The organism is Erwinia sp. HR93, from assembly GCF_034555055.1.
In the GTDB taxonomy this organism is placed as follows: Bacteria; Pseudomonadota; Gammaproteobacteria; order Enterobacterales; family Enterobacteriaceae; genus Apirhabdus; species Apirhabdus apintestini.
On record NZ_JAXUDP010000001.1, the window covers coordinates 1,951,789 to 1,969,140 of the forward strand.

Consider the following 17,352-nt stretch of genomic DNA (forward strand, 5'->3'; position numbering starts at 1 on the left):
TTATGCCTCCTGCCCGTTAATCTGTGGCGTCGGGTCAGTCAGCCATGAAGGGGCGGCGTTACCTGTCGGCTCATCCGGCAGGTCAAATGTGGAGCGCAGGCTACGCGCGGTGCTTTCCAGCTGGCAGACCAGACCGGCCATAAAGTCTCTGGGGGTATCAATCATGTTTTCAGCGCAGTATGCGCACAGGGTCTCAAAGGCGCTGGACAGTCGAACCGCGATGGCAGATTCCGCCTCAACCGCTAACGCCGTCACTTCCGCGCGTAACTTCTTCACTTCTTCGTCAGGCTTGGGTGGCTGAATACGGGATTTCTTCTCCAGTTTGGTGGAGAGAGAGTCGATTTTCTCATTTTTGTCGGCGAGCACGCGCTGTTGTGCTGCGTTGGTTTCACGCGCTTCACGTAGGGCTGCCTTCAGTTCGCGGCTGGTCATGCGATCAATATCATCGAGATTCATACCAGCAATCGTGCCGCCATCGGCTAATTCGACTAGGTCTTCGTCATCTTCCGTCATCAATTCAAACAGCTTTGTTTTACCCAAAAGCGCAAGCGCTTGCGCTTTTGGTTCAAGCTTGGGAGACAAGTATTTGAGTGATGCCTGCATCATCACCTGCGCGGTACGTTTGGACAGGGATAACTGAGACTCGACGATGTCGATGAAGTCACCATGCGGTTCATTTTCTTTGAGAATTACCAGTCGCTTACCGGCCTCCAGCATGGCTTCAGCACTCTGAGCCATGTAAAAACGTGTTTCATGGACAATACGATCACGTTCATACGGCAGCCCATCACCAAACTGCTGCATGATTTCGAGGCGATGTTCGGACATAGCATTAAGATTGACACTGAGACCATCGGTCAGCGGTGCATCTTCCACTAGTTCAACTGGTTGTGATTTTGTGCGTCCCATTTCAACTCCTTAGCGACTGCCAGCCATAACACGCTGGTTAATTTCATTGATACGATCCTGTGCCCGCGCCATCTCATTGCTATGCGCCATGGCTATTTGTAAGAGCTGGACTCCAGGGGCGAAACGTCCGTTATCCAGTTTCAGCGCCAGTCCTTCCTCTATAAGGGTATTGAGCGCCCGATTGATATTCGCCGGGGACTCGTCCAGAGCTGATGCCAGTTCACCGTTAGAAACACCGTTCAGAGCGTGCCCACGCAGAGCTTTAAGAACGCGCAGAATGCGGGACCCAGAACTGGATACATTTGCTTTGCTCATGACGCCTCCTGAAGAATGCCTGGTGTAACTTCTTTGCCGATCACGACTGACAAATCGCGCAGAATGCGATACGTCAGACGTCCGCGAGGAAGTTCATTTTTGCCAGCCCAGCGGCTTACCGCCTGAGTGACTGTTCGTGGCTCATAGCCCGCGTTAAGCGCGAACTGGCGCAGGCTGCTGCCCCGTTCAACCAGTCGTGCCCGAACTTGTTGTTTGTTCATATGCACCGTGTTCCTATTGGGTTATGATGTACTCAATATGAATAAGTGTACTTATTCAATATGAATAACTCAAGTGGGATTTATTTGAAATGAATAAAAAGTCCGTTGATGCAGTGCTCCTGCGCCTCATGTCACTGTTTAACGTTGATAGCGACAGTGAGTTGGCTCGAGCGCTAAACGTTAACAGACAGACTTTAGCCAGTTGGAGAAAGCGAGACTCTGTACCTTATTCAATTTGCATAAACATTGCTGAGGAGAGAGGGATCTCTCTTGACTGGTTACTCACGGGTAAGGGAGAAGAAGAGGTATCGAATGTTGAACCAGCAACTGAAATCTTCAGTCAAGCGGACCTTAAAATGCTTGAACTTTTAAACCAGTTAGATCCTGAAGTTCGACGAGATCTCATGCGAGGCGCTGAAGAAAAACAGCGTGTGATTGAGATGGAAAAACAACTGAAGGAATTATCCGCAACGATTGAGCGGTTAAAAAATGTGGGTTAATTTGTTCCTAAGGGGAACAATTGACAGGGTTATCAACCCTCTTCGTTATGCGTGCTGGTTTAAACAGTAGGATTTGCTGTTTGCGCTAACCATTTGAACTTTCCGCGTTAAGGATTAATCGTATGAGTGGTGATGTAAGAAATTATCGTATTGAGTTTCATCAGCTATCGTTTAAGGCCACAGAACAGCTGGCAGATCTCGGATATGCTTTTCAGTCTGTAGTTGATAAACAGACACCTTCCTCTTCAAATCATGAGGGTTTTACCAGAGAAATTTGGGGGTTGAAAAAACGCGCGGATGGTTCTTTTAGTGGAGAGTTGAGGAAATTTCGCAACTCGAACATCCCGGATAAAGGTGCACCAGGAAAGCAGTCTACCCCCATTCCACTTGCCAAGGATGAAGGGATCATTGAGCGCAATTTCTTTGTATTCTACCCCCGAATCAATGTTGTAGGTTGGCACTATAACCATATGGCTTGTGGTATAAGCCGTTTTAGTGCATTTCTTTCAACTATCTTTGGTTCAAAGGTTAAGCCCGCACCTTTGCTGGAAAAAGATGCAATTGCTAGGCTTATGAGGGGAGATGTCAGAATGAAAAAAATTCAGTTGACGATTCCTCGCCCGCGTAACCCTGAGCTTTACCCTGATACTGATTTCAGCCAAAAAACACTACAACTGCTTGGTGATGCAGGGGCTGATACAATGCAAATTGTAATGGGGATTAATACTCGCCGTGGCGATAGTGACGGTAAGCTTAAGCAGAATATAAAATTTGCTATGCAAGAGTTAGTCGAGTTTGGGGCTAAAAAGGCAGTAATTGATGTGTTCGATGCTGATGGTGTTGTCCATCCTGTGGATTTGATCGCCGAGCGTATTTCGTCCTATCAATCGGTGGTTACTGACGCTCGTTTCCCTCCAGCCGAAACCATGTACCGTCTAATCGATACTGCGTATGCTGAAAACCGGGAGAGTATCAATGCATATATTGGAGAAGATGAACTCGGCCCTATTGCTTAGGTTGTTGATTGGATGTGGGATTGGTTTTCTCTACTGGTTCAAGTTGCCCCACATGCCAGTAGCCGCAATCCCAAACTTCATGACCACATTATCCAGTGTCTTTGCAACGTTGTTAGGTTTTATTATTACAGCAATTGCACTACTCGCATCATTGCTTGATAAACCGTTACTTAAAAACATGCAAAAAACCGGGCATTACAGGCGCCTGATGACTGATGCATTCGATACTTGCTTGGTTCTGCTAGTGTTGGTGCTGACATGTTTGATTGGGCTGATGCTGCAAAGTAGACATCAAGAGATTGTAGCCGCTATTCTCATCGGGCTTGTTGTCATGTCTATGTTGTGTTTATTACAAACCGGTAGGCGATTATTCAACATTATCAAAGTGATATCATAACAATGCACCATCTGGTGCATTGTTATGCGAGACTACTTGCCTCCTTCTGAACCTACTCTAAATTACTTATAATAAGTTCACGCCGTGGTGTTCCCTTTCCTGCAAGACTGTAGTTGATCTCCACACTGTGAATGTTCAGACCGTTAAAAACCTGCCGCATTTCCGGGATATCGTTCACCGATATAACCATCTTCCCTTTGATCCTGCGTGCCAAATCTGCCATGTGATCATAGTTTTCCAGCCCGAACTCCACACCATAGCCTTCCGTTCCCCAGTATGGGGGATCACAGTAGAACAACGTATGCGGGCGATCATATCGCTCTATGCACTGGTGCCAGTCCAGATGCTCTATCAGCGTTCTGGACAGGCGCAGGTGTGCCATCGACAGTTCTTCCTCAATGCGCAGGAGGTTGAAGCGCGGAGCACTGGTGGTGGATGTACCGAACGTGTGCTCGGCGACCTTGCCTCCAAACGCCTGTTTCTGCAGGTAGTAGAACCGGGCCGCCCGCTGAATGTCAGTGAGCGTTTCTTCTGGCGTATCCTGCAGCCACTTGTATATCTGACGGCTGACCAGCGCCCACTTGAACTGGCGGACGAACTCTTCCAGGTGATGTTTTACCACCCGATAGAGGTTCACCAGTTCGCCGTTGATATCGTTGATGACTTCGGTCTTGCTGGGTGTTTTTAGGAAATAAAGCGCAGCTGCTCCGCAGAACGGCTCCACGTAGCAGGTGTGGGCCGGGAACAGAGGCAGAATGTGTTTAGCCAGACGACGTTTACCCCCAATCCAGGGGACGATGGGCAAAGATTGTTCTTTCATTATCCGTAAGCCTTTTACAAGTAGCGAAAATATGTCAGGCTAGTCCGGTCTCGCGAGACTGACTGAACCCTGGTTGGCTCACAGTGCATACCTGTGGGTTGATGGCCAGTCCGGTGTTAGCGCACCGGGCTGGCCGTTCTTTCAAAGCCATCATGCGGTTCAGGCACACCAACTCACTATTAACGCTGTTTAAAATCCATTTCCCATTGCATTTGTGATGCTGTCTCCACTACACAAGGAGACGCACCATGAAAAACATCAAAAAATTAATTCCCCCTGTTAAAAAGCCCCGCCTCAGTGGCTGGCTGCTGACCGCCGCTGTGCTGCTCGGCACCATCGGTCTGGTCTCGCCCCAGCAGCTACCGGTGGTTGTCTACAAGCTGTCGCTCATCACGCTGGCGGCTGTGCTGGGCTACTGGCTTGACCGTTCGCTTTTCCCCAAAGCCCGCCCCGGCCAGTACCTGAAGCACGATGAAAAGCTGATGGCTGATGGCCGCTTCCCCGTTCAGACCGGACTTCATCTGGTGTTTTCTGCTTCGCTAATCCGCCGTGCGCTGATTGTGGCCGCCGTCTGTCTGGCTGTGGCGACGGGGTTGTGATGATGAATATGCAATGGCCACAAATCGTCTGGGTGGTACTGACAGTGCTCTCTCTGGGCATCATCCTGGCAAAGCATGGCGAGCCGCGTAATGACAAACACAACTTCTGGCTGCAGCTTGCGGGCAGCCTGCTGATTGCCTGGCTCCTCTGGTGCGGCGGTTTTTTCAGTCAGGCCAGAGCGGCTCAGCCTCCGCAGGCTGCACAGCAGTATCGCAGTGATGTGATCCGCAATGCCCGACTTGAGTGGGGAATGTCAGCGCCGGTGGCAGACTTCGCCGCGCAGCTGCACCAGGAAAGTGGCTGGCGACCCGATGCGGTCTCGCCGGTTGGTGCTCAGGGGCTGGCGCAGTTTATGCCCTCTACCGCCGACTGGATAAGTCAGGTGATGCCTGCGTTGAACAGCCGGGAGCCGTTTAACCCCGCATGGGCTATCCGTGCGCTGGTCAGCTATGACCGATGGCTGTGGCAGCGCGTCAGCGCTACCGACAGCTGCGAGCGCATGGCCATGGCGCTGTCGGGCTACAACGGCGGTCTGGGCTGGGTCCAGCGTGACAAGCGGCTTGCCTCACAGAAGGGGCTGGACAGTGCCCGCTGGTTTGGTCATGTCGCGACGGTGAATGCCGGACGCAGCGCCGCCAGCTGGCGTGAGAACCGCCATTATCCGCAGCGCATCCTGCGGGAGCTGGCACCGCGCTATCTCATCTGGGGAGGCAGCAGCTGTGTGGAACCTGGTTAAAAGACTACCGTGGCGCGGCATGCTGCTGGCGCTTGTTCTGGTGGCTGCTCTTTATGGGCTGAACCGCTGGGGCTATCACGACGGTTCTGAGGACGCAAAACGTGACGGTGACGCAGCGCTCAGTCGGCTGCAGTCAGCGTTTGATAAATACAAAACCGAACAGACGACGCTTGAGAACGCCGCGCTGCGGGCCTGGGCAAAACGTTATCAGGATCAGGTTGCCGCAGGCCATCAGGCCGAAGCCAGTTACCTTGAGCAAATCGCTCAGCTTGAGAGCCAGAACAAACAACTACAGGGGCAAATTAACGATGTCACACAGCGCTGGATTGATGAAAAAGGCAAGAGCCATCCCATTGAGTGCGTGTTTACTCGCGGCTTCGTGCGCCAGTACAACACCGCCCTCGGATACGACGATGCATCCGTCGACACCGGTCATTCAGGCACAACTACCACCGCTGGCACCGGTGCTGGCGCAGCGTCCGGGCAACCTGAAGCCGCTGACACCCGGCTACGCAACTCAGGCGTCTCCCAGCGTGACGTCCTCGCCAACATCATCGACAACGCGAAACAGTGCCGCATCTGGCGTAGCCAGATAAACGGACTGCTGGACGAACGGGAAGGATTACAGAAATGACGCTGCAGGTTGAATTCTGGACGGTGGTGGGCTTTCTCATCACCTTTATGAGCTTTGTCGGCGGGATAGCAAAGTGGCTATTCAGTAAAGCGGAAGAGCGTCAGGCGGCACGGTTCGCCTCTCTTGAGCAGTCGCTGCAGCACTCCGCCTCCAACTGGGGCGAGCTGGAAAAAGAATTTATGCGGTTTAAGGCAGATTTACCGCTGAACTACGTCCGACGAGAGGATTACATCCGGGGCCAGACGGTCATCGAAGCAAAGCTGGACGCACTCTACAACAAGCTGGAACTGGTACAGCAGTACCGTCATACAGGAGGTCGTAATGGTTGATATCACTCGCGTGCGCCGGGAATCCCTGCGCTGGAGTCTGCTGGTTGCTCTGAACAAAACCCGCCCGTACACCGCCAGCGAAACGTTACTGCTGGACGTGGCCCGCGCCATCTACCCGGATACCACGCCGCTGGAGCTGCGCCGTGAGCTGGATTATCTGTCTGACCGCAGGATGGTAGATCTGGAGAAGAAACCCTCCGGGGACTGGTTTGCCGACCTGACCCGACTCGGCGTCGACCTGGTGGAATACACCGTGGAATGCGGCCCCGGCATTGCCCGCCCGGAAAAGTACTGGAGTGAATGATGGCCAGACGCAGCACAATAGACAAGCTGCCGGAAGACGTGCGCCGCTGGCTTGAGCGGGCGCTGAACGAGTCCGGCTTCAGCGGGTATACCGAACTGGAGACCCTGCTGCGCGATCGGGGATATGTCATCAGCAAATCGGCGATCCATCGCTATGGCCAGAAGATTGAGCGCCGCTATGGTGCCATCCGTGCGGCCACAGAAGCGGCCCGCATGCTGACCGAAGGGGCTGCTGACGATCAGGATGCACGTTCAGAGGCGGTGATCGCTCTGATTCAGACCGAACTGTTCGAAAGTATTGTCCAGCTGCAGGAGGCCGAGGAAGGCGAAATCGACCCCAAAGAACGCGTAACGCTACTGTCCAAGGTTGCCAAAAACGTGGCCACACTGTCCCGCGCCTCGGTCAATCTGAAGGAGTTCCAGACCGAAGTCCGTTCCAGAGCGCAGCAGGCGGCCAGCAACGCCGAGAAAATAGCCCGTAAGGGCGGCCTGTCTCATGAAGCCGCGCAGGCCATACGCCGTGAAATTTTGGGGATCGCATCGTGAATCTGTTACCACCAGTCGTACCCGACACCTCAGCCTCCGATGTTCCCGTTGTCCTGATGCCCTATCAGCAGCGATGGGTGGCCGATACCTCTCCTCTGAAGATTATTGAGAAGAGCCGCCGTACCGGCATCACCTGGGCCGAGGCGTCCGATAACGTTCTGACAGCTGCGTCAGCGGTGACTGCCGGAGGAATGAATGTCTATTACATCGCCTACAACCAGGACATGACCGTCGAATATATCCAGGCCTGCGCGATGTGGGCGCGTATGTTCAACTATGCCGCCAGCGAAATCGAGGAAGGCTTCTGGGAAGAGGACGAAGACGACAAGCACATCAAGACCTACACCATCAAGTTTCCCGACTCCGGCTTCCGCGTCGTCGCGCTCTCCAGTCGCCCATCTAACCTGCGTGGCCGTCAGGGCATCATCGTTATCGACGAGGCCGCGTTCCACGAACAACTGGACGAGCTGCTGAAAGCGGCGCTGGCGATGCTTATCTGGGGCGGTAAAGTGCGCGTTATCTCCACCCATGACGGTGACGATAACCCGTTCAATACGCTTATCGGCGATATCCGGGCCGGGCGTCAGGGCGGCAGCGTGCAGCGTATTCCATTCAAAGAGGCCGTCTCTGAAGGGTTGTTCCGCCGCGTCTGCCTGCGTACCGGGAAGGCATGGTCACAGAGCGCAGAAGATGCCTGGATGGCGTCGGTGTACAAATTCTACGGGACCGGGGCTTCTGAGGAGCTTGACTGTATTCCGGCGAACGGCGGTGGAGCATGGCTCTCACGCGCCCTGATTGAGTCCCGCATGTCGGCTGACACACCGGTGTTGCGTCTGACCTGCCCGGAGGGTTACGAACTGAAATCCGACGAGGTCCGCTGGAGTGAGACGCAGGACTGGCTGGAAGAGAACCTGAAGCCGCTGCTGGATGCGTTGCCTCCCGATGCCCGCTCGTTTTTGGGCCGTGACTTTGGCCGCAGCGGTGACCTGTCGGTTGACTATCCCTTACTGCAGCAAAAGAACCTGGTCCGCCGCGTGCCGTTCGTGATGGAGCTGCGTAACGTGCCGTTTAAACAGCAGGAGCAAATCACCTGGTATCTGATGGACGGTCTGCCCAACCTGATGGGGGCGGCGCTTGATGCCCGTGGTAACGGCTCCTATCTGGCGGAATACGCCATGCAGCGCTACGGCTCCAGCCGGGTTAAGCAGGTTATGCCCACCGAAGGCTGGTACAGGGAGCATATGCCACCGGTCAAGGCGGCGCTGGAGGACGGTAATCTGGTAGATTTGCCAAAGGATGAAGACACGCTGGACGACCTGCGGGCCGTTCAGGTCGTGAACGGTGTCCCCCGCGTACCGGAACAGCGGTCAAAGGCAAAGTCCGACAGTGACAAGCGCCACGGGGACTCGGCTGTCTCGCTGGCGCTGGCGTACTTTGCCAGCCGTGAAATTAACAAAGGACCGGTGAAGGCGAGTTCACGCCGTCGTCGCCGGGCTGCCCGTATGCTGGAGGGATTCTGATGCCAAGAGGTCTCTGGGTTTCACCCAGTGAGTTTGTCTCATTTGCCGAACCCACTAAAACGCTGACGGAACAGATCGCCTCGCGCAGCCGTTCCATCGATTTCTTTGGACTGGGGATGTATCTGCCCAATCCAGACCCTATTCTGAAATCTCAGGGCCGGGATATCCGCATCTATCGTGAGCTACGTACCGACCCGCTGGTCGGTGGCTGCATCCGCAGACGCAAAGCGGCGGTAAAATCACTGGAGCGTGGTCTTGAGCGCGGCCATGCCCCGGCGCGGGTGTTCAGCTTCATCCGGGATATGCTGGACGATCTGGATCTGGCCCGCATCATTGGCGAGATGAGCGATGCCGTGCTCTACGGATATCAGCCCTGTGAGATCATGTGGGGACGTTCAGTGAAGTCCTGGGCCATCAGCGATATCGTGGGCAAACCCCCTGAGTGGTTCCAGTTCGACAACGACAACCTGCTGCGCTTTCGGGCCAAAGATGCCGGGCTGGAGGGTGAAGCCGTACCGCTGAATAAGTTTGTGGTGCCGCGTCAGGACGCCACTTACGACAACCCGTATGGCTTCCCTGATTTGTCCATGTGCTTCTGGCCCGTGACCTTCAAAAAAGGCGGTATGAAGTTCTGGGTGCGCTTTGCCGAGAAGTACGGCTCACCGTGGGTCATTGGCAAGCATCCGCGCGGGACAGCGCAGGGCGAGATTGACCTGCTGCTGGATTCCATGGAGTCGATGGTCGAAGACGCAGTGGCCGCCATCCCTGACGATTCTTCCATTGAAATCAAAGAGGCCGCAGGTAAAGCCGACAGCAGCGACATTTATCAGAACCTGATTACGCTGGCCCGCAGCGAAATCTCCATCGCGTTGCTGGGGCAGAACCAGACCACCGAGGCCAACAGCAACCGCGCCTCCGCACAGGCCGGACTGGAGGTGACCGACGATATCCGCGACGCGGATGCTGATATCGTGGAAAGCGCGGTGAATCAGGCCATCAGAATGGCGGTCTCGATGAATTTTGGCGATGTGGCCAGCCCCGTCTGGAAGATGTGGGAACAGGGTACGGTCGACGATACCCAGGCAACCCGCGACGAGAAACTCAGCCGCGCCGGTGTGGTCTTCACCCCGCAATATTTCAAACGTGAGTACCAGCTGCAGGACGGCGATATTGACGAGACACCACCGTCAGAGCGCAAGAAGAACACGCTGCCGCTGTCGTTCGCCGAGGCCATTGATGCCGATATACAGGCCCAGCAGGACCTCGATGATGCGCTGGATATTCTGATGAACGGTGGCACCTTAAACGGCGTACTTGCGCCGGTGCTGGAGCCGATCTTTAACCAGGTGAAAGACGGCGTTAACCCGTCTGAGCTGCTGGGGGCGCTGGCTGAACTGTACCCGCAGATGAATGCGGATGACCTGCAGGAACGGCTGGCCCGTATCATGTTTGTTGCTGCTATCTGGGGGCGTCTGCATGAGCGTAACCACGGCTGAGCTGGCGTACTGCATGACGCTGCCGCCGAAACGGGCGATCGGCTATCTGAAGTCCAAAGGGTATAGCTTCACCTGGGACTGGGAGGAGATGTGGCAGGAGGCCCATGCCCGCGCCTTTACCGTTGCCAAAGTGACCCGGCTGGATATTCTGGAAGATATCAGGAGCGCCCTGCAGCAGGTGCTGGATGAAGGCAAGACTGACCGCTGGTTCCGCCAGCAGCTGGAGCCGGAGCTGCAGCGCAAGGGATGGTGGGGGCCGCGTGATACCACCGACCCGGTCACCGGTGAACCCGTCACCATCCAGCAGGGCAGCCCGTGGCGACTCGATACCATCTTTCGCACCAATATGTCTGTGCTTTACAGCGCCGGGCGCTGGGCCGAACAGATGGAGAACGTCGACGACAGGCCGTACTGGATGTACACCGGCATCAATGACAGTCACACCCGTAAAAGCCACCTGGTTCTGCATGGTCTGGTGTTGCCCTGGGACGACCCGTTCTGGCAGGCGTTCTACCCGCCGAACGGCTGGCGCTGTCGCTGTGGGGTCATTGCCCTGAGCGCCGCCGAGGTTCGCGCCCGTGGCCTGAAGGTGACGAATTCAGGTTCTGCCATGGGGTGGGAGCTGAAGCTGGTATCAGAGAAGACGGGCGAGATGCAGAACGTCGCCACCTTCAACACCGGCACCACCAAAGTGGCCACCGACGTCGGCTGGTCATACGCGCCGGGTGCGGCATACCGTCCTGACCTTGCCCGCTATCAGGGCACGCTTCAGCCACTGGCACAGCAGAAACTGAGAGGATAACGATGGCTTCAGACAACCTGGTCAACATCACCATTAACGACAAGTCGCTGCGCCAGAGCCTCCACGCGCTTGAACTGGCGGCGACAGACCTCACGCCCGCGATGCGCAAAATCGCCGGGACCCTGTTGACGGAGACGCTGCTGAACTTCGAAGATGAAGGCCGTCCGGCCTGGACTCCTTCGCTGGCTGCGCAGGAGCGGGATGGCATGACCCTGCAGGACAAAGGGAACGCCGGTGGTCTGAAAGGAAGTATTACCACCGATTATGATGCCAGGCAGGCGATGGCTGGTACCAATAAAGTGTATGGCCCGATCCACCAGTTCGGTGGCGAGGCCGGACGTAATCAGTCCGTTGAGCTGGAAGCCCGCCCTTATTTGCCGCTGACCGCCGATGGTGAACTGCAACCGGAGGCCGAAACATCGGTTCTGGATACGGTTGTCCGGCATCTTGAATCTGCGGCCCACCGTTGAATTTAAGCCTCCTGGTCGGGTGATTTAGCGCGTTACCCGCCCCGGAGCCTTTATAAAGGTTTATAGCCCCTTCGTTTACCGCTTTAATCATCCCTGTTTCCCTTCGCTGTACTTCTCCCCCTCGTTTTTTTCTAAAGCAGATTAAAAGCGCCATTGACCGCTTTTCCGCAGACTGTCTCCGACAACGTAACGCGGGACAGCAAAATGTCAGCCATTCACATTTTTAAAGCCGGTACCCATACCGATATGCACGGCACGAAACTGCCGTTTACGCAGAGCGATCTTGCCGCCTGCGTCAAAGCCTACGATCCGACCATTCATGAAGCGCCGCTGGTTATTGGCCATCCGAAGACGGAAGACCCGGCCTGGGGCTGGGTGAAATCCCTGTCACTGGATGGCTCCAACCTGAATGCTGAGCCGGGTCAGGTCGACCCGGAGTTCGCCGAAATGGTCGCTGCCGGACGCTGGAAGAAAATCTCAGCGTCGTTTTACCTCCCTGATTCACCGAACAACCCAAAGCCCGGCACGCTGTATCTGCGTCATGTCGGTTTTCTGGGAGCGCAACCTCCTTCCATTAAGGGGCTGAAGCAGGTGTCGTTTGGTGAGAAAGAGGAAGGCGTCGTGGAGTTCGCCGACTGGGGTGATATCACCAATGCCTCCCTGTGGGGGCGTCTGCGTGATTTTCTGATTGCCCAGTTCGGTCTGGATGAGACCGACAAAGTGCTGCCGTCATGGCAGGTGGACTCCCTGCGCGAAGAGGCTTACCGCGACACCGGGAAGTCTGAACCGGACTTCAGTGAACATAATCCCAACCCTCAACAAGAGAACAGCACTATGACCGAAGACGAAATCAAGGCGCTTCAGGCGGAAAACACCCGTCTGAAAGCCGAAGCGAACCAGCGAGCTGAGCTGGAAGCGAAGAACAAACAGGACGCGCTCCACGCGGACAACGTCTCCTTTGCCGAGAAGCTGGTCGGCACGGGGCGTCTGACTCCGGCAGCAAAGCCGGTGGTGGTGGCTATTCTTGATGCGGTAGCCGGTGGTGACAAGCCGGTTGAGTTCGCCGAAGGCGATACCCGCACCCCGCTGGCCACGGCGTTTAAGTCGCTGCTGGACGGTACCGCTCCGGTGCTGGATTTCGGTGAGCATGCGACCAAAGACCGCGTGGACACGGATATTTCAACGACGTCAGCAGAGTTTGCTGAGGCCGACCCGGACCGTCTGGCGCTGCATCAGAAAGCGCTGGCCTTGTCGAAAAAAGAAGGCATCAGCTACGACGCTGCTGTCTCCCGCTGCCTGTAATTAAGGAGAGAACATGTCTGACTATTTAAAGGGTAAGCGCGTTGTTGACCCGGTGCTGACCAGCATTGCTCGCGGTTATAAAAATGCCGCGTTCATCGGTGAGCGCATCTTCCCGATCGTACTGACCGATAAGGAAGGCGTTTCCGTTCCGACCTTCGGGAAGTCGGCCTTTGTGGAGTACGACACCGAGCGTGCCGTGGGGGCTGACAGTAACGTTCTGGTTCGTGAAAAAACCGGCAAGCTGGACCTGGTTCTTAACGAACACGATCTGGCCGCGCCGGTGGACTATCGCGAGCAGGCAGAGTCGATGTTTAACGAAGAGTCTAAAGCCATTCGCCGTGTGACCAACGGCGTCAATCTGCGGCGTGAGCTGTATGCAGCCCGTCTGGCCCAGGATAAAAACGTCTACCTCGCCGCTAACGTCAAAGCACTGGCTGCGGGTGACCGTTGGGTCGGTGGCAAAGGTGACCCGATTGGCATCATTGAAGGCGGGATTGAAAAGGTACGTAACGCCACTGGTCTGCGTCCGAACCTGATGACCATGGGGGCCAGCGTCATGTCGCTGCTGAAGTTCCACCCGGCGATTCAGGCCGCGATTGGTGCTAACGAGCGCAAGCGTATCACTATCGAAATTCTGAAAGACCTTTTCCAGCTGGACGATGTGTTGATCGGCGAACCGGTCTCCATGGCCTCCATGAAAGACGCACAGGACAAGGACAAAGTCCCGACCGATATCTGGGCCGACAACCTGATGCTGCACTACGTCAGCAAGCCGCAGCCGGGCACCGACAGCGCAGATGAAAACGAGCCGTCCTTCGGTTACACCCTGCGTCGTAAAGGGATGCCGGTGGCGGACAAATACGACGGCGTCGGCGGCAAGGTGAAGTACTGCCGTTATACCGATATCTACAAAGTCGCCGTGGTCGGTGGCGATGCCGGGTATCTCGTCACCAACATAGTGAAATAAGGAGAAGACCATGGGTGCCACTCAACAGGTCATTCTGACCACCACCGTGACGGCAAGTGCAGCGCTGACCCAGCAGCGCTTTGTCGGTGCCGATAACGCCCCCTGTCAGGCCGGAGCCGTCGCGCTCGGCGTGGCAGAGGTGGACGCCGCAGCCGGTGATGTAACGCCGGTCAACGTACTGGGTATTGTTGCCGTCGAAGCGGGTGCTGCGATTGCCAGAGGACTTAACGTTCAGTCGGATGCCAATGCCTGCGCCGTTCCTCAGACAGCCGCCACGGAAGATGCCCCTGCGGGGATTTCAGCCGGGATTGCGCTGGATGAGGCGCTGGCCGAAGGCGACGTTATCCGCATCCTGCGCGGGGTGTGACATGTACTGCACCCTGGCGGATTTACAGGATCAAGTGCCTGAGTCAACGCTGATTCAGCTCACTAACGAGGTCGTGGATTTTGACACGCCCGCCACGGTGAATGTGACGGTTGTGGACAGCTGTATTCGCTACGCCGGGGAGTTGATTGATGCCCATCTGCGTGGCCGCTATACCCTGCCGCTGGCAGAAGTGCCTACCGTTCTGCGGGATATTGCCATCACGCTGGTGCGTTACCGCCTGTATGTCCGTCGTCCTGAAGGTGATCTGCCTGACACCGTCAAGGACGACAACAAAGAGGCCAGGCGTCAGCTTGAGGCTATCCGCGACGGGAAACTGACGCTGGGGTTGCAGTCCACTCAGAAGGATGTGCCTGAGTCCGGTGAAATCCGGGCACGGGCACGCCGCCCCACCTTTGGCGGGCGCGACGGCTTACTGGAGAAGTACTGATGAACGTTCTGCCCGTCCTCGATGCTGTACTGGCCCGGTTACGCGAGAAGCTGCCGCAACTACAGGTGGAGTACTTCCCGGAGAAGCCATCTGAATATCGTCTCAATCATCCGGTTGGGGCACTGCTGCTGAGCTATGCCGCGTCACGCTTCGACAAGCCCGATGATATTGGTGCGGTGATCCAGCCCCAGACGGTTCAGCTCTGCGTCACGGTGGTCTTCCGCCAGCTTAACGGTAAAAGAGGCGCAATTGACGTTCTGGATGCTGTCCGCCGCATTCTCGGTGGCTACACGCCGCCGAACTGCCGCCGTCGTATCTGGCTGACCCGTGAGGTGTTTATCGGGGAGGTCAAGGGGCTGTGGCAGTACGCCCTCGACTTCGCCACTGAAACCGTCTTTATCGAAGATAGCGATTTACCCTCCGGCCCGCTGTTAACCGAAGTGAACTATGAGGAAAGCGAGTGATGAAAAAATACCGCTATTCCGGCCCGGCCAGCGGCGTCACGCTGTCGGACGGAACCGAAATCCTGCTCTGGCCAGGGAAGAATGTCTCCCTGCCAGAGCAGCATGACTATGTGAAGGTACTGGTGGCGCTGAAGCATCTGACGCCGGTATCTGAAGAAGCCAAACCCGCCAGCACGCCCGCTCCGCAGTTGCCAAAGCGCAGGAACGGCGGCGACAGCGATGTGAAAACGGAGGACTCCCATGGCAGCTAATTATCTGCATGGCGTCGAAACCATTGAGGTGGAAAACGGTGCCCGCCCGGTAAAAACGGTGAAGTCTGCCGTCATTGGCCTGATTGGTACCGCCCCGATGGGTGACGTCAATACGCTGGTGCAGTGCCTGTCCGAGAAGGATGCCGCCGCGTTTGGCAGCCAGCTTACCGGCTTTACCATTCCGCAGGCACTGGATGCTATCTATGACCATGGTGCTGGCACCGTTCTGGTCATTAACGTGCTTGATCCGGCCACACATAAAACCGCTGTTCCTGATGAAGACGTGGCATTCGACAAAGCGACAGGCAAGGCACAGCTGGCTAATCCCGTCGTCGCGCAGCTGGTGCTGAAGCCAGACAGCGACGGACAGCCTTATGTCGAAGGTGAAGACTATCTGCTCGATGCACAGTCCGGGAAGATTACCAACCTTGGTAAGAGCATTGCCGCAGATGCAACGGTGAAGGCCAGCTATAACTATGCTGACCCGACCAAAGTTACTCCGGCTGATATCATCGGGGCGGTGAACGCCGCAGGTAATCGTACCGGGATGAAGCTGCTTACCGACAGCTTCAACCTGTTCGGCTACTTCGCCAAAATCCTGATTGCTCCGGTGTTCTGTACCCAGAACAGCGTCTCGGTGGAACTTATCGCCATGGCTGAAAAGCTGGGTGCGGTGACCTACATCGATGCGCCAATCGGTACCACCTTTGCGCAGGCGCTGGCAGGGCGTGGGCCGGAAGGCACCATTAACTTCAATACCAGCTCCGACCGCGTCCGCCTGTGCTATCCGCATGTCAAAGTGTACGACGCGGCCACCAACAGTGAGCGACTGGAGCCGCTGAGCCAGCGTGCTGCAGGTTTGCGTGCCAAAGTCGACCTGGACAAAGGCTACTGGTGGTCGTCCTCCAATCAGGAGATTCTGGGCATTACCGGCGTAGAGCGCCAGCTGTCGGCCATGATTGACGACCCGCAGAGCGAGGTGAACCTGCTCAACGAACAGGGCATCACCACAGTCTTCAGCAGCTACGGCAGCGGTCTGCGTCTGTGGGGCAACCGTATGGCGGCATGGCCAACGGTGACGCATATGCGCAACTTTGAGAACGTTCGCCGTACCGGTGATGTGATCAATGAGTCCCTGCGGTATTTCAGCCAGCAGTACATCGACATGCCGATCACCCAGGCGCTGATTGACGCGCTGACGGAGTCGGTCAACGCCTACGGGCGCAAGCTGATTGGCGACGGTGCGCTGCTGGGCTTCAGCTGCTGGTTTGATCCTGCCCGCAACGAAGAGACGGAGCTGGCCGCCGGTCACCTGTTGCTGAGCTACAAATACACGCCACCACCGCCAATGGAGCGACTGACGTATGAGACCGAGATCACCTCGGAATACCTGTTAACCCTGAAGGGGAATAGCTGATGGCAAAGATTGAGATTAACCGCATCACCAATGCCAACATCTACCTGGATGGCGCTAACCTGCTGGGTCGGGCCGAGGAGGTCAAACTCCCCGACGTCTCCATGACCATGCAGGAGCATAAAGCGCTGGGGATGGTGGGCAAGGTGGAACTCCCGGCAGGCTTCGACAAGCTGGAGGGCGAGATCAAGTGGAACAGCTTTTATCGCGATGCCATGCTGTCTGCCGCGAACCCGTATAAGGCTCTGGCGCTGCAGTGCCGTTCCAGCGTTCAGCGCTACAGTTCTCAGGGGCTGATTGACGAAATTCCGCTGGTCACCTTCCTGACGATCATGTTCAAGAAGAACCCGCTGGGGAGCTTCAAACAACATGAGAATGCCGAGTTCTCCAGCAGCTTCACCTGCACGTACATCAAACAGGTGCTCGACGGCGAGGAACTGCTGGATCTGGACTATCTGGCCAACATCTTCCGCGTCGGCGGTGTTGACCAGTTGACTGATTACCGCGTCAATATCGGAGGGTGAT

At 56.0% G+C, this 17,352-nt stretch carries 25 protein-coding genes; 21 read left to right on the forward strand and 4 right to left on the reverse strand.

Annotation, left to right across the window (positions count from 1 at the left end; all coding sequences use genetic code 11):
• From SFA31_RS09140 to SFA31_RS09150, 3 genes are read right to left on the reverse strand one after another with little or no spacing between them, the layout of a single operon-like run.
• Positions 1–909: a DUF3102 domain-containing protein gene (locus SFA31_RS09140; protein ID WP_322837694.1), complete on the reverse strand. Its 909-nt coding sequence runs from the start codon at positions 907–909 to the stop codon at positions 1–3.
• A gap of 9 nt (positions 910–918) precedes the next feature.
• A complete protein-coding gene (locus SFA31_RS09145) occupies positions 919–1,224 on the reverse strand; it encodes a helix-turn-helix domain-containing protein (RefSeq protein ID WP_322837695.1) in 306 nt (101 codons plus the stop codon).
• Positions 1,221–1,445 (reverse strand): phage-associated protein, BcepMu gp16 family, encoded by a 225-nt coding sequence (locus SFA31_RS09150; protein ID WP_032636378.1) that lies wholly within the window; start codon positions 1,443–1,445, stop codon positions 1,221–1,223. The genes SFA31_RS09145 and SFA31_RS09150 overlap by 4 nt, the downstream gene beginning before the upstream one ends.
• Before the next feature lie 89 nt (positions 1,446–1,534).
• Between SFA31_RS09150 and SFA31_RS09155 the strand changes: the two genes are divergently transcribed.
• The 3 genes from SFA31_RS09155 to SFA31_RS09165 all read left to right on the forward strand — a co-directional run bounded on the left by SFA31_RS09155 (position 1,535) and on the right by SFA31_RS09165 (position 3,358).
• Positions 1,535–1,945: a helix-turn-helix transcriptional regulator gene (locus tag SFA31_RS09155; protein WP_322837696.1), complete on the forward strand. Its 411-nt coding sequence runs from the start codon at positions 1,535–1,537 to the stop codon at positions 1,943–1,945.
• 122 nt (positions 1,946–2,067) lie between these two features.
• A complete protein-coding gene (locus tag SFA31_RS09160; RefSeq protein WP_322837697.1) occupies positions 2,068–2,961 on the forward strand; it encodes a hypothetical protein in 894 nt (297 codons plus the stop codon).
• Between the two features lie 52 nt (positions 2,962–3,013).
• Positions 3,014–3,358 (forward strand): hypothetical protein, encoded by a 345-nt coding sequence (locus SFA31_RS09165; protein ID WP_230608010.1) that lies wholly within the window; start codon positions 3,014–3,016, stop codon positions 3,356–3,358.
• A 52-nt stretch (positions 3,359–3,410) separates the two neighbouring features.
• Here SFA31_RS09165 and SFA31_RS09170 read toward each other — a convergent pair whose 3' ends face one another.
• The gene (locus SFA31_RS09170) at positions 3,411–4,178 is read right to left on the reverse strand and encodes a DNA adenine methylase (protein WP_322837698.1); all 768 of its coding nucleotides are present in this window, start codon (positions 4,176–4,178) and stop codon (positions 3,411–3,413) included.
• 248 nt (positions 4,179–4,426) lie between these two features.
• Here SFA31_RS09170 and SFA31_RS09175 point away from each other — a divergent pair, with 248 nt between their 5' ends.
• The 18 genes from SFA31_RS09175 to SFA31_RS09260 all read left to right on the forward strand — a co-directional run bounded on the left by SFA31_RS09175 (position 4,427) and on the right by SFA31_RS09260 (position 17,351).
• Complete coding sequence (locus SFA31_RS09175; protein WP_322837699.1) at positions 4,427–4,777, forward strand: putative holin; 351 nt, start codon at positions 4,427–4,429, stop codon at positions 4,775–4,777.
• 8 nt (positions 4,778–4,785) lie between these two features.
• Positions 4,786–5,514, forward strand: a complete 729-nt coding sequence (locus tag SFA31_RS09180) for a transglycosylase SLT domain-containing protein (RefSeq protein ID WP_322839333.1) — start codon at positions 4,786–4,788, stop codon at positions 5,512–5,514.
• The gene (locus SFA31_RS09185) at positions 5,498–6,148 is read left to right on the forward strand and encodes a hypothetical protein (protein WP_322837700.1); all 651 of its coding nucleotides are present in this window, start codon (positions 5,498–5,500) and stop codon (positions 6,146–6,148) included. The genes SFA31_RS09180 and SFA31_RS09185 overlap by 17 nt, the downstream gene beginning before the upstream one ends.
• Positions 6,145–6,477, forward strand: coding sequence for a hypothetical protein (locus SFA31_RS09190; protein WP_322837701.1), 333 nt, complete (start codon positions 6,145–6,147; stop codon positions 6,475–6,477). The genes SFA31_RS09185 and SFA31_RS09190 overlap by 4 nt, the downstream gene beginning before the upstream one ends.
• Positions 6,470–6,781 carry a hypothetical protein gene (locus SFA31_RS09195; protein ID WP_048822605.1) on the forward strand — a complete coding sequence of 104 codons (312 nt, stop codon included), beginning with the start codon at positions 6,470–6,472 and terminating at the stop codon, positions 6,779–6,781. The genes SFA31_RS09190 and SFA31_RS09195 overlap by 8 nt, the downstream gene beginning before the upstream one ends.
• Positions 6,781–7,326 (forward strand): DUF3486 family protein, encoded by a 546-nt coding sequence (locus SFA31_RS09200; protein ID WP_322839334.1) that lies wholly within the window; start codon positions 6,781–6,783, stop codon positions 7,324–7,326. The genes SFA31_RS09195 and SFA31_RS09200 overlap by 1 nt, the downstream gene beginning before the upstream one ends.
• On the forward strand, positions 7,323–8,846 hold the full coding sequence (locus tag SFA31_RS09205) for a hypothetical protein (RefSeq protein WP_322837702.1): 1,524 nt from the start codon (positions 7,323–7,325) through the stop codon (positions 8,844–8,846). Before SFA31_RS09200 ends, SFA31_RS09205 begins: the two co-directional genes overlap by 4 nt.
• A complete protein-coding gene (locus SFA31_RS09210) occupies positions 8,846–10,342 on the forward strand; it encodes a DUF935 domain-containing protein (RefSeq protein ID WP_322837703.1) in 1,497 nt (498 codons plus the stop codon). Before SFA31_RS09205 ends, SFA31_RS09210 begins: the two co-directional genes overlap by 1 nt.
• Entirely contained in the window at positions 10,323–11,144 is an 822-nt protein-coding gene (locus SFA31_RS09215; RefSeq protein WP_322837704.1) for a phage minor head protein, read from the forward strand. Before SFA31_RS09210 ends, SFA31_RS09215 begins: the two co-directional genes overlap by 20 nt.
• A gap of 2 nt (positions 11,145–11,146) precedes the next feature.
• Positions 11,147–11,614: a phage virion morphogenesis protein gene (locus tag SFA31_RS09220; protein ID WP_322837705.1), complete on the forward strand. Its 468-nt coding sequence runs from the start codon at positions 11,147–11,149 to the stop codon at positions 11,612–11,614.
• A gap of 204 nt (positions 11,615–11,818) precedes the next feature.
• Complete coding sequence (locus SFA31_RS09225; protein WP_322837706.1) at positions 11,819–12,916, forward strand: peptidase; 1,098 nt, start codon at positions 11,819–11,821, stop codon at positions 12,914–12,916.
• Between the two features lie 13 nt (positions 12,917–12,929).
• Positions 12,930–13,883, forward strand: coding sequence for a hypothetical protein (locus tag SFA31_RS09230; RefSeq protein ID WP_322837707.1), 954 nt, complete (start codon positions 12,930–12,932; stop codon positions 13,881–13,883).
• Positions 13,884–13,893: 10 nt separating this feature from the next.
• Positions 13,894–14,250 (forward strand): DUF2190 family protein, encoded by a 357-nt coding sequence (locus SFA31_RS09235; protein ID WP_182928901.1) that lies wholly within the window; start codon positions 13,894–13,896, stop codon positions 14,248–14,250.
• Between the two features lies 1 nt (position 14,251).
• Positions 14,252–14,698 carry a gp436 family protein gene (locus SFA31_RS09240; RefSeq protein ID WP_182928902.1) on the forward strand — a complete coding sequence of 149 codons (447 nt, stop codon included), beginning with the start codon at positions 14,252–14,254 and terminating at the stop codon, positions 14,696–14,698.
• Positions 14,698–15,162, forward strand: a complete 465-nt coding sequence (locus SFA31_RS09245) for a Gp37 family protein (RefSeq protein WP_322837708.1) — start codon at positions 14,698–14,700, stop codon at positions 15,160–15,162. Before SFA31_RS09240 ends, SFA31_RS09245 begins: the two co-directional genes overlap by 1 nt.
• Positions 15,162–15,413 (forward strand): hypothetical protein, encoded by a 252-nt coding sequence (locus SFA31_RS09250; protein ID WP_322839335.1) that lies wholly within the window; start codon positions 15,162–15,164, stop codon positions 15,411–15,413. The genes SFA31_RS09245 and SFA31_RS09250 overlap by 1 nt, the downstream gene beginning before the upstream one ends.
• Entirely contained in the window at positions 15,403–16,830 is a 1,428-nt protein-coding gene (locus tag SFA31_RS09255; protein ID WP_322837709.1) for a phage tail sheath subtilisin-like domain-containing protein, read from the forward strand. The genes SFA31_RS09250 and SFA31_RS09255 overlap by 11 nt, the downstream gene beginning before the upstream one ends.
• Positions 16,827–17,351 (forward strand): phage major tail tube protein, encoded by a 525-nt coding sequence (locus SFA31_RS09260; protein ID WP_322839336.1) that lies wholly within the window; start codon positions 16,827–16,829, stop codon positions 17,349–17,351. The genes SFA31_RS09255 and SFA31_RS09260 overlap by 4 nt, the downstream gene beginning before the upstream one ends.
• Position 17,352: the final 1 nt, after the last annotated feature.

What these genes read in the sequence shown, in the direction of transcription:
- SFA31_RS09165 (WP_230608010.1), top strand. Translation starts at nt 3,014, where the DNA reads ATGCCAGTAGCCGCAATCCCAAACTTCATGACCACATTATCCAGTGTC.
- SFA31_RS09170 (WP_322837698.1), bottom strand. Translation starts at nt 4,178, where the DNA reads ATGAAAGAACAATCTTTGCCCATCGTCCCCTGGATTGGGGGTAAACGT.
- SFA31_RS09145 (WP_322837695.1), bottom strand. Translation starts at nt 1,224, where the DNA reads ATGAGCAAAGCAAATGTATCCAGTTCTGGGTCCCGCATTCTGCGCGTT.
- SFA31_RS09235 (WP_182928901.1), top strand. Translation starts at nt 13,894, where the DNA reads ATGGGTGCCACTCAACAGGTCATTCTGACCACCACCGTGACGGCAAGT.
- SFA31_RS09210 (WP_322837703.1), top strand. Translation starts at nt 8,846, where the DNA reads ATGCCAAGAGGTCTCTGGGTTTCACCCAGTGAGTTTGTCTCATTTGCC.
- SFA31_RS09225 (WP_322837706.1), top strand. Translation starts at nt 11,819, where the DNA reads ATGTCAGCCATTCACATTTTTAAAGCCGGTACCCATACCGATATGCAC.
- SFA31_RS09230 (WP_322837707.1), top strand. Translation starts at nt 12,930, where the DNA reads ATGTCTGACTATTTAAAGGGTAAGCGCGTTGTTGACCCGGTGCTGACC.
- SFA31_RS09240 (WP_182928902.1), top strand. Translation starts at nt 14,252, where the DNA reads ATGTACTGCACCCTGGCGGATTTACAGGATCAAGTGCCTGAGTCAACG.
- SFA31_RS09140 (WP_322837694.1), bottom strand. Translation starts at nt 909, where the DNA reads ATGGGACGCACAAAATCACAACCAGTTGAACTAGTGGAAGATGCACCG.
- SFA31_RS09200 (WP_322839334.1), top strand. Translation starts at nt 6,781, where the DNA reads ATGGCCAGACGCAGCACAATAGACAAGCTGCCGGAAGACGTGCGCCGC.
- SFA31_RS09245 (WP_322837708.1), top strand. Translation starts at nt 14,698, where the DNA reads ATGAACGTTCTGCCCGTCCTCGATGCTGTACTGGCCCGGTTACGCGAG.
- SFA31_RS09215 (WP_322837704.1), top strand. Translation starts at nt 10,323, where the DNA reads ATGAGCGTAACCACGGCTGAGCTGGCGTACTGCATGACGCTGCCGCCG.
- SFA31_RS09150 (WP_032636378.1), bottom strand. Translation starts at nt 1,445, where the DNA reads ATGAACAAACAACAAGTTCGGGCACGACTGGTTGAACGGGGCAGCAGC.
- SFA31_RS09195 (WP_048822605.1), top strand. Translation starts at nt 6,470, where the DNA reads ATGGTTGATATCACTCGCGTGCGCCGGGAATCCCTGCGCTGGAGTCTG.
- SFA31_RS09220 (WP_322837705.1), top strand. Translation starts at nt 11,147, where the DNA reads ATGGCTTCAGACAACCTGGTCAACATCACCATTAACGACAAGTCGCTG.
- SFA31_RS09160 (WP_322837697.1), top strand. Translation starts at nt 2,068, where the DNA reads ATGAGTGGTGATGTAAGAAATTATCGTATTGAGTTTCATCAGCTATCG.
- SFA31_RS09175 (WP_322837699.1), top strand. Translation starts at nt 4,427, where the DNA reads ATGAAAAACATCAAAAAATTAATTCCCCCTGTTAAAAAGCCCCGCCTC.
- SFA31_RS09250 (WP_322839335.1), top strand. Translation starts at nt 15,162, where the DNA reads ATGAAAAAATACCGCTATTCCGGCCCGGCCAGCGGCGTCACGCTGTCG.
- SFA31_RS09155 (WP_322837696.1), top strand. Translation starts at nt 1,535, where the DNA reads ATGAATAAAAAGTCCGTTGATGCAGTGCTCCTGCGCCTCATGTCACTG.
- SFA31_RS09190 (WP_322837701.1), top strand. Translation starts at nt 6,145, where the DNA reads ATGACGCTGCAGGTTGAATTCTGGACGGTGGTGGGCTTTCTCATCACC.
- SFA31_RS09255 (WP_322837709.1), top strand. Translation starts at nt 15,403, where the DNA reads ATGGCAGCTAATTATCTGCATGGCGTCGAAACCATTGAGGTGGAAAAC.
- SFA31_RS09180 (WP_322839333.1), top strand. Translation starts at nt 4,786, where the DNA reads ATGCAATGGCCACAAATCGTCTGGGTGGTACTGACAGTGCTCTCTCTG.